Source organism: Streptomyces sp. PT12 (assembly GCF_003311645.1).
In the GTDB taxonomy this organism is placed as follows: domain Bacteria; phylum Actinomycetota; class Actinomycetes; order Streptomycetales; family Streptomycetaceae; genus Streptomyces.
In genome coordinates, this window is the sequence record NZ_QEST01000133.1 from 38,549 (window position 1) to 47,805 (window position 9,257).

Genomic DNA, 9,257 nt, shown 5'->3' on the forward strand with positions numbered 1-9,257 from the left:
GGCGCCGGGGCGCGACGCAATCATGGCAGCCATGACTGAAACTGCCGGTGCACCCGACGGTCCCGCGGCGATGACCGAGGTGTTCGACGCCGTCTACCGCGGGGAGAGCCCGTTCGGCGAGCGACCGCCGTGGGACATCGGGGCGCCCCAACCCGCCTACGTCGCTCTGGAGAAAGCGGGGCTCGTCCGCGGCACGGTGCTCGACGCCGGCTGTGGCACCGGTGAGGACGCCCTCCACCTGGCGGGCAAGGGCTACGCGGTGACGGGGTTGGACCTGTCCCCGACGGCGATCTCCCTCGCCCGGGATAAGGCCGCCGCCCGCGGGCTCGGCGCCGTCTTCGAAGTCGCCGACGCCCTCGACCTCAAGGGATACGAAGGGTGTTTCGACACCGTGATCGACTCCGGACTCGCCCACACCTTCGAGGGCGACACGCTGCGCGCCTACGCGGCGGCCCTGCACTGGGCCTGCCGCCCGGGGGCGGTGGTGCACATCCTCTCGATCAGCGACCGGGGTTCCGCGGAGATGCAGGTGCGGCTCGCCGAGGCCATAAAGGATATATCGGCACCGCTCCCGGACGACGACGAGCCGCCCGCCCTCAAGCGCTCCGCCGACCACCTACGCGACGGCTTCGCCGACGGCTGGACGGTCGAGTCGATCGACGAGGCTCTCCTGCGCGGCATCATCCCGACCACGTCGGAACTCCTCGACGTGCACGCCTGGCTCGGACGTTTCCGCCGTAGCTGACCGCGACCACCGAAGACGGCGCCTGAGAGGGTGATCAATGATGAAGGTGCGAGTAGACAAGTGGCTGCGGACCGTTGTGTCTTCACCGGCCGGCCGGGCGACCAGACGCGCCTTCCCGCCGGCCGGCACCTCCCCGGCCCCGCCGAACTGGGCCGGGGCCGCCCGCACCGCCTACCGGTTCGGCTGCGTCTACGCCGGCCTGTACTGCCTGACCAGCCCGCAGGTCTATCTGGCCCTGCGCGGGGGCGGAATGGGGCATCTGCAGGAAGCGGCCGACGCCTGGGCGAAACGCTGGGCGATACGCCCGGTGCGGAACTGGATGTCCGTCCGGGTCCTCGGCAGGGAGCTGGGCGACCGCTTCGACGGCGGCGACGACCCGCACACCTGGGCGGGACAGGTCTGCTGGCTCGCGGGCGCCGCTGCGGCCACCCCGGTCTGGTCCGTGCTCGACCGGCGCCGGACGGACCGTGCCGCCCTCGACAAGTGGTTTCGCCTGGCCGCCCGCTTCTGCCTCGCGGGACAGATGTTCTCCTACGGCGCGGCCAAGGCCGTCCCCCTCCAGTTCCAGCTGCCGCCGTCCAAGCTCGTCGAGCCGCTCGGCGGCCTCACCCCGATGAGCCTGCTGTGGGCGCAGACGGGATCCTCGAAGCCGTACCAGATACTGCTCGGCTGCGCCGAGATCACGGGCGGGCTGCTGCTCATCGTGCCGCGTACCGCGCCGCTGGGCGCGCTGCTGTGCGCGGTGGAGATGGCGCAGGTCCTGCTGCTCAACATGACCTTCGACGTCCCCGTCAAGGTCCACTCCTTCCACCTGCTCCTGCTCGGCCTGCTTCTGCTGGCCCCGCACACGCCTCGCCTGGCCGACGCCGCGTTCACGCAGCGCCCGCTCCCCGCGGCCGCCCCCACGGATCTCTTCCGTTCCCGCCGGGCGAACCGCATCGCCACCGCCCTCCAGGCCGGGGCCGGACTCCTGCTCCTCGGCGCGCAACTGCGCAACGACTGGGCGTTCTGGAAGAACCACGGGGGCGGCCGGGAGAAGCCCGAGCTGTACGGCGTCTGGGACGTCACCGGCTTCTCCGTGGACGGCGAGCAGCTCCCGCCCGTGACGACCGACGACCGGCGCTGGCGCCGGATCGTCGTGGACTCCGTGGACGCCGTGGCCATCCAGCACATGGACGACTCGCTCGCCCCCTGCATGGCGTCGATCGACATGAACGCCCGTTCGGTCGCCCTGACCAAGATGGCCGATCCGAAGTGGCAGGTGACGTTCGCCTTCGAGCGCCCGGCCGACGATCTCCTGATCCTGGACGGCGAGGTCGACGGCCACCACCACCGCCTGCACCTGCGCCGCCGCGACCTCACCACCTTCCCGCTGGTCAGCCGCGGCTTCCACTGGGTGCAGGAGAACTCGTCCCTGCGGTAGCGGACCTGTCGGCCGAGCGGCACTCGCGGGGCGGTGGCCACGCCGTCCACGGAAGGAGAACAACGGATGAGCGTGGACGTGCAGACGCTGGCCGCCGAGGTGCGAGGACCCGTCCTCCTGCCCGGCAGCCGGGAGTACGACGAGGAACGCTCCGGTTTCCAGACCGGCCTCCGGCACCGCCCCGCCGCCGTAGTCGGCGCCACCCGCCCCGAGGACGTGCGCGCCGCGGTCCGCTTCGCCGCCGAGCGGAGGCTGCCCGTCGCCGTGCAGTCCACCGGACACGGCATCGTCACCGCCCTGGACGGCGAGGGCGTCCTCATCAGCACCCGCCGGATGAAGGCCGTCGCGGTGGACGCGGCGGCCGGAACCGTCACGGCCCAGGCCGGCGTGGTATGGGGAGAGGTCATCGAGCGGGCCGCCCCGCACGGTCTGGCTCCCGTCAACGGCTCGGCCCCACACGTCGGCGTCGTCGGCTACCTCCTCGGCGGCGGCATCGGCCTGCTCGGCCGCCTGACCGGGTACGCCAGCGACCACGTCCGCGCCGTCGACATCGTCACCGCGGACGGCGCGCTGCGTCACGTCACGGCCGGCTCCGACCCCGACCTGTTCTGGGCGCTGCGCGGTGGCGGCGGCAACTTCGGCGCCGTCACCGCCGTCGAGACCGCCCTCGTGCCGGTGACACGGCTCTACGGCGGCGCCCTCCACTTCTCCGCGGACCACCCCCTCGACCTGCTGGACGCCTACCGGGCGTGGACCCTGACGCTGCCCGAGGAACTCACCTCCTCGATCTGCCTCATGACCTGCCCGCCGTGGCCGTCCGTCCCCGAGCCGCTGCACGGACGCTACGCCGCACACGTTCGGATCGCCTTCACGGGCTCCGCCGAGGAGGGCGAACGGCTCGTGGCGCCCCTGCGGGCGCTCGGCCCCCGGCTGTCCGACACCGTCCGGGAGATGCCGTACACGCAGGCGGGCACCATCTACCAGGACCCGCGCGTCCCGCACGCCTACTTCGGCGGGAACGTCCTGCTGCGCGAACTCGACCCCGCGGCGCTACGGACCGTCGTGGACGTGGCCGGGCCCGATGCGGCCGTGCCCTGCATCCTGGAGATCCGCCACCTCGGCGGGGCCTTCGCCCGCCAGCCCCCCGACGCGGGCGCGGTCGGCGGCCGGGAGGCCGCCTACCTGCTGCGCGTGATGACCGGAGGCACGGCCGCGCCGTCCACGGTCGCCCGGCCGGTCCATCAGCGCGTCTACGACGCCCTGAAGCCCTGGACCGTCGGCCGCAGCCTCAACTCCCTCTACAACGACGGCGCCCCGGTCTCCCAGGAACAGGTGCGGGAACTCTTCGCGGCCGAGGACTACGGGCGGCTGCGACGCGTCAAGACGCTGCACGACCCGCACAACCTGTTCCGGTTCACCCACAACATCACCCCACTGCACGGCGAGTGACGCGGTGTCCCCGCGACGGCGGGTCGACCTCGTCACGACGGACTCCGCGTGGCGCCGGGCGTTTCGGGAGTACGCCCCGCAGCGAGGACCGGGCCGCCCGGCGCACGAGGAAGGGACCCTGCATGTCCGGTACTGCGGTAACCGTCGTCGAGGTCTTCGAACGGCAGGCGGCGAGGCGTCCGGAGGCGATCGCGGTGTGCGACGCCAGCGGCCGGCTCACCTACGCGGAACTGGACCGCCGGACGAACCGGCTGGCTCACAAACTGCGCGCCCGAGGGGTGTGCGCCGAGGTCCCGGTGGCACTGCTCGTGCGCCGCTCCGCCGATCTCGTCGTCACCCTGCTGGCCGTCCTCAAGGCGGGGGGCGTCTACCTGGCGCTCGACCACCACCTGCCGGCGGAGCGCCGGACGGCGGTCCTGCTCGACGCCCGTCCGGCGCTGGTCGTCACCAACGACGAGCCGCCGTCCGCCACGGACGGGGAGCCGCCGTGGTGCCCGCTGCCGGAGCTGCGGGCCTGCGCTGCGCGACGGCCGGCGACGCGCCCCACGGCCCGTACGTCGCCGGAGAGCACGGCCTACATCGCCTACACCTCCGGGTCGGCCGGAACACCGAAGGGCGTCATGGTGCCGCACCGGGCGATCGTGCGGCTGGTCGTCGGAGCGGGTCATCTGCCGATCAGGTCCGACGACGTCTTCCTGCAGCTGGCCCCCGTCGCCTTCGACGCCTCGACCTGGAGATCTGGGGCCCCTCCTCAACGGCGGACGGCTGGTGGTGGCGTCGGCGCACCAGCTTCCCCTGGGGGGGCCTCGCCGACCTGGTCAGCGCCGAGGGCGCCACGATCCTGTGGCTGACCGCTGGGTTGTTCCACCACCTGGTCGCCTCGGGTCTCACGCCCCGGCTGCGCGGCCTCAGGTTCCTGCTCGCGGGCGGCGACGTGCTGTCGGTGGAGTCGGTCAACGCCGCCATGGCGGATCTCCCGGGCACGACGCTGATCAACGGCTACGGCCCCACCGAGAACACCACGTTCACCTGCTGCGCGGCCCTCGTCGAGCCGGTCACGGCGCCGCGGGTGCCGATCGGACCGGCGATCGACGGCACCGAGGTCCACGTGCTCGACGACGCCGTCGGGATGGCGGCGGACGGGCAGGAGGGCCACATCTGCGCCGCCGGCGCCGGTCTGGCGCACGGCTACCTCAACGATCCGGCGCTGACCGCCCAGCGGTTCGTGGCGAACCCGTTCTCGGCGGTTCCGGGGGGCCGCATGTACCGCACCGGAGATCTCGGATCCCGCGGTGCGGACGGGGTGCTCGACTTCCATGGACGGGAGGACCGGCAGATCAAGGTCCGCGGCTTCCGGATCGAACCGGGCGACGTGGAACACGCCCTGCGGGCGCACCCGGACGTGACGGACGCCGTGGTGGTCGCCACGCCGTCGGGGGGCGAGCGGTCCCTCGTCGGGTTCTACGTGGCCGACGAACCGCTGGTCTCCGAGCACCTGCGCACGCACCTGGGAACCCTCGTCCCCCCGTACATGGTCCCGGGGACCCTGGTGTGGCTGGAGGCCGTGCCGCTGACGGCGAACGGCAAGGTCGACCGGGACGCGTTGAGCGCGTACGAGCCGCCGGGCCGGGGGGACCTGAGTTCGGACTACCGCGGCCCCGGCACTCCCGTGGAACAGTGGCTCGCCGAGATGTGGGGCGATCTGACCCGGACGTCCCCCGTCGGAGTCGACGACGACTTCTTCGAGCTGGGCGGTCATTCGCTGATGGCCGTCCGGATCATCGTGGAGATCAGCGCCCGCACGGGCGTCGAGATCGACCCGCAGGAGTTCTACGCCGGTCCGACGATCGCCGAGCTGGCGGGGCTGATCACCGCCGGTGCCCCAGGACAGGCGGACACGGGGGGCGACGAGGACCGGAAGCCCGCCGGTGAATGAGAAGCGAAAGATCGCCGATCGGTCTCCGCGCCGGCGTGTGATGCTCCGGCCAGGGCTTCGTGGCTTCGTCCACCTCACCGGCCCCTCGGTCCGGCGTTGCCGGCCCACACACGACGGGAGTTGATGTCGCGATGACGCCGGAGCGTACGGCCCCACGCTCCTACGCCCCGCTGACCGAGGAGGAACGACGGCGACGGGCGGAGAGCACCGGCGGCGAGCCGATGCTCGACTCCGCTGCCGCGAACGACTCCGAGAGCACGGCTTACATCGGGTACCACCACGTGGACGTCCTGCTCGGTCTCCAGCACCCGCGCACCGGCGAACCCGCCGAACTGCCGTTCTACATCACCGGCCAGATCCAGGAACTGCTGTTCAAGCTGCTGTTCACCGAGGTCAACCGGATACGGGACCTGCTGCTGGCGGACGACCTCGACGAGGCCCTTCGTCACCTGCGGCGGGTCGAGGGCGTCCAGCGGGTGCTCACGACGACGTGGGAGTCGCTGAGCACCATCACGCCGACGGAGTTCGCGGCCTTCCGCGACCAACTGGGCTCGGCCTCGGGTGTCCAGTCCTACATGTACCGGCAACTCGAATTCGCGCTCGGCAACAAGCCGAACACCGCTTCTTTCCCGAGCTGCTGGCCGCACGCACCGCAATCTGACGCCAACCCTGGGCGATGTGGGGGCGATCATTGAGTTTCCTCGTCTACGGCCCGTACCACCGGGCCGAGCTGGACCGGCAGTACTCCCCGAGCTCCTGTGTGGACGACATGTCCGTCTTCCTCGCCGCGTACGCGACGCGCAGCGCGCGCACGAGGGCAGAACTGCCGGTGTACGCCGGCCTCCCGTACGGCCCCCTGCCCTGTGAGACCCTCGACTTCTTCCCGGCGCGCGGCCCGCGGGCGCCGCTCCTGGTGTTCGTGCACGGCGGCTACTGGCAGGAACTCGGCAAGGACGACTCCTCGTTCCCCGCGCGCTGGCTCGTGCCGTCGGGCGCCGCGTTCGCGGCGATCGGCTACGGGCTGGCTCCGCGGTACCCGCTCGACGAGATCGTCGGCCAGGTACGGCGCGCCGTCCGGTGGCTGGTGGAGCACGCCCAGGACCTCGACGTCGACAGCGAGCGGATCGTGCTCGCCGGCAGCAGCGCCGGCGCTCACCTGGCGCTGATGGCGCTGCTCGACGGCTGGATACCCGGGGGCACCCGTCCGGCGGACGTGATCGCCGGCGCGGTCCTGCTCAGCGGCGTGTACGACCTCGAGCCCGTCCGGCTCACCTACGTCAACGAACCGCTGGGGCTCGACGCCGAGGCAGCGGCCCGGCTCAGCCCGATCCACCACCTTCCGGACCGGCTGCCACCGCTGGTCGTTGCGCGCGGCGGCGCCGAGACCGACGAGTTCGCGCGTCAGCACCGCGAGCTCGTCGAGGCGGTCACGCCTCGGACGGCCGCCGTCGACGATCTGGTGATCACGCACCGGAACCACTTCGACATCACCTTCGACCTCGACGATCCCGCCAGTGACCTGGGTGGCGCGGTGCTCCGCCGGCTCGGGCTGACCGGGCGGGCGTCCAGAGGAACGGCAGGCGGCTCCGTTCGATCCCATCGAGACATTGGACGCGCATGAGCGACAATCTGATCAGGAAGGTACTCGTGCTCGGAGGCGGTACGGCCGGCTGGATGGCCGCTTCCTACCTCGGCAAGGCGCTCGGCTCCACCGTCCGCATCACCGTGCTGGAAGCGCCGGCCATCCCGAGGATCGGCGTCGGCGAGGCCACGATCCCCAATCTCCAGCGGGTGTTCTTCGACCACCTGGGCCTGACCGAAGAGGAGTGGATGCCGGAGTGCAACGCCAGCTACAAGATGGGCATCAGGTTCATCAACTGGCGCACCCCGGGCGCCGGTACGGCCGCCCCGCGGCCGTACGGGCGGTACGGGGACCAGTTCGACCACCTCTTCGGCCTGCTTCCCACCCACGACGACCTGCCGCTGTCGCACTACTGGACGTACAGGAAACTCCACGGACTGACCGATGAGCCGTTCGACCGCGCCTGCTACCCGCAGCCGGCGCTCTTCGACCGGAAACTGTCCCCCCGCTTCCTGGACGGCCGCCGAGTGGCGAGTTATGCCTGGCACTTCGACGCCGACCTCGTCGCCGGCTTCCTGCGCAGGTTCGCCACCGCCAAGCAAGGGGTGACACACATCGAGGACAAGTTCGTCGCGGCGGAGACCGATCAGCGCGGTCACCTCGTCGCCGTCACCACGGAAGCAGGGCGCAGGCTGGAGGCGGACCTCTTCATCGACTGCTCCGGTTTCCGCAGCCTCCTGATCAACCAGGTGATGAAAGAGCCGTTCCTGGACATGAGCGACCACCTGCTCAACGACCGGGCGGTGGCGACCAGGGTGGAGCACGACGACGAGCACGGCGTCGAACCGTTCACCTCCTCGATAGCGATGAGTTCGGGCTGGTCCTGGAAGATCCCGATGCTCGGTCGTTTCGGCACCGGCTACGTGTACTCGAGCTGGTTCACCTCCGAGGAGGAGGCCACCCGGGAGTTCTGCCGGATGTGCCTGGGGGTTGAAATCGGCGATCACCGGCAGGTGATCGGCCGCCTCCCGCGCGGCGGCGCTTCGGTGAGTGGCGTAGCCGGTGAGCGCGGGCGCCACTGGCCGGGTGGCGAGAATGAAGTCGATGCGGCGCGGGCCCCAGGGGTCGGGGTCTCCCCGGCCGTCTTCCCAGTGGCCGACCGTGGGCTGCCACGGCGCGTTCAGGTGGGCCGCCGCGTTGACCATGTAACCGCGGCGCAGGAGGGCTTGGGTCGGCTCCCGGTCCGCGAGCTGCTGTCGGCCGATCGTTCCGGACTGGACCTGGAATTCGAGATCGTCGTGGTCCTGGTCGCGGTACGGCTCGTCGTCGTAGTACCGGCGCCCGCCGCGGCCGTCGTCCACTTCGGCAGCGGAGACGGAGTTGAAATCACCGATGCAGAAGCCGGGCTTGACTCCTCCGGTCTGACGGAAAAGCCCTTTCAGTCGCAGCGCCTCCCCGGCACGGGCATTCGGGCGGAACGGATCCCCGTGATAGGAAGCGACGAGGATAGGTTCTCGTGCTCCGACGTCGAAACGGCCGGTCGTGCAGCCGTGTCAGAAGTCGGGTGCGCCGTACGGGCGGTAGCTGTCGGCGACCAGGGCGACCGTGTCGGGGTTCCACCGCAGAGCCGTGTACCAGGCCCGATGCCAGTTGGCCGCCATGGCGATGCCGTGCGGACACCCGCCGGTGGCACCAGTGGCAGCGCTCAAGCCGCATTCCTCGGCGAGGTCCCGGATGAGGCTGGCTGCTTGATCGTCCCAGTCATTCCGAGGGATGGTGCGTTCGTCCACGCGCACTTCTTGGATTCCGAGGATGTCCGGGCCGATTTCCTGGATCGTCGTGATCCTGGCGCGCCACCCGGTGCTGCCGCGTGCGGCTGCGGAGAGTTTGTACGTGTTCAAGTTGGCGATACGCATACTCGTCACCTACTCGCGTGATGCTTTACATGAAGGGCCTGAGGTGAAAATCATTCGGGTCATGATCAGGGGGCGTGGCGTTTACTCCGGCGTGCTCCGCCGCGCTTTCGAAAGGTAACTCGTGTGGACGACCCTTGTCGTGGTTCTCCGGTCAGTGAGGTTTTCTCAGCGAAATGATCTTCGCGAAGCGGGTTGATCTGGGCATG

At 70.8% G+C, this 9,257-nt stretch carries 8 protein-coding genes; all 8 read left to right on the forward strand.

All coding sequences use genetic code 11. The features are described 5' to 3' along the window. The first annotated feature begins 31 nt into the window (after window positions 1-31). Window positions 32-745, forward strand: coding sequence for a class I SAM-dependent methyltransferase (locus DEH69_RS15340; RefSeq protein WP_181727446.1), 714 nt, complete (start codon window positions 32-34; stop codon window positions 743-745). A 76-nt stretch (window positions 746-821) separates the two neighbouring features. Continuing rightward, window positions 822-2,168, forward strand: coding sequence for a DoxX family protein (locus DEH69_RS15345; protein WP_113687533.1), 1,347 nt, complete (start codon window positions 822-824; stop codon window positions 2,166-2,168). A 66-nt stretch (window positions 2,169-2,234) separates the two neighbouring features. Further along, complete coding sequence (locus DEH69_RS15350; RefSeq protein WP_113687534.1) at window positions 2,235-3,617, forward strand: FAD-binding oxidoreductase; 1,383 nt, start codon at window positions 2,235-2,237, stop codon at window positions 3,615-3,617. Between the two features lie 122 nt (window positions 3,618-3,739). Further along, the gene (locus DEH69_RS32080; RefSeq protein WP_220131272.1) at window positions 3,740-4,468 is read left to right on the forward strand and encodes an AMP-binding protein; all 729 of its coding nucleotides are present in this window, start codon (window positions 3,740-3,742) and stop codon (window positions 4,466-4,468) included. Between the two features lie 8 nt (window positions 4,469-4,476). Further along, window positions 4,477-5,553, forward strand: coding sequence for a non-ribosomal peptide synthetase (locus DEH69_RS32085; RefSeq protein WP_220131273.1), 1,077 nt, complete (start codon window positions 4,477-4,479; stop codon window positions 5,551-5,553). 131 nt (window positions 5,554-5,684) lie between these two features. Further along, on the forward strand, window positions 5,685-6,248 hold the full coding sequence (locus DEH69_RS15360; RefSeq protein ID WP_113687535.1) for a tryptophan 2,3-dioxygenase family protein: 564 nt from the start codon (window positions 5,685-5,687) through the stop codon (window positions 6,246-6,248). A gap of 74 nt (window positions 6,249-6,322) precedes the next feature. Beyond that, window positions 6,323-7,174, forward strand: coding sequence for an alpha/beta hydrolase (locus DEH69_RS15365; RefSeq protein WP_258534687.1), 852 nt, complete (start codon window positions 6,323-6,325; stop codon window positions 7,172-7,174). After that, window positions 7,171-9,072, forward strand: coding sequence for a tryptophan halogenase family protein (locus DEH69_RS32750; RefSeq protein ID WP_113687537.1), 1,902 nt, complete (start codon window positions 7,171-7,173; stop codon window positions 9,070-9,072). The genes DEH69_RS15365 and DEH69_RS32750 overlap by 4 nt, the downstream gene beginning before the upstream one ends. Window positions 9,073-9,257: the final 185 nt, after the last annotated feature.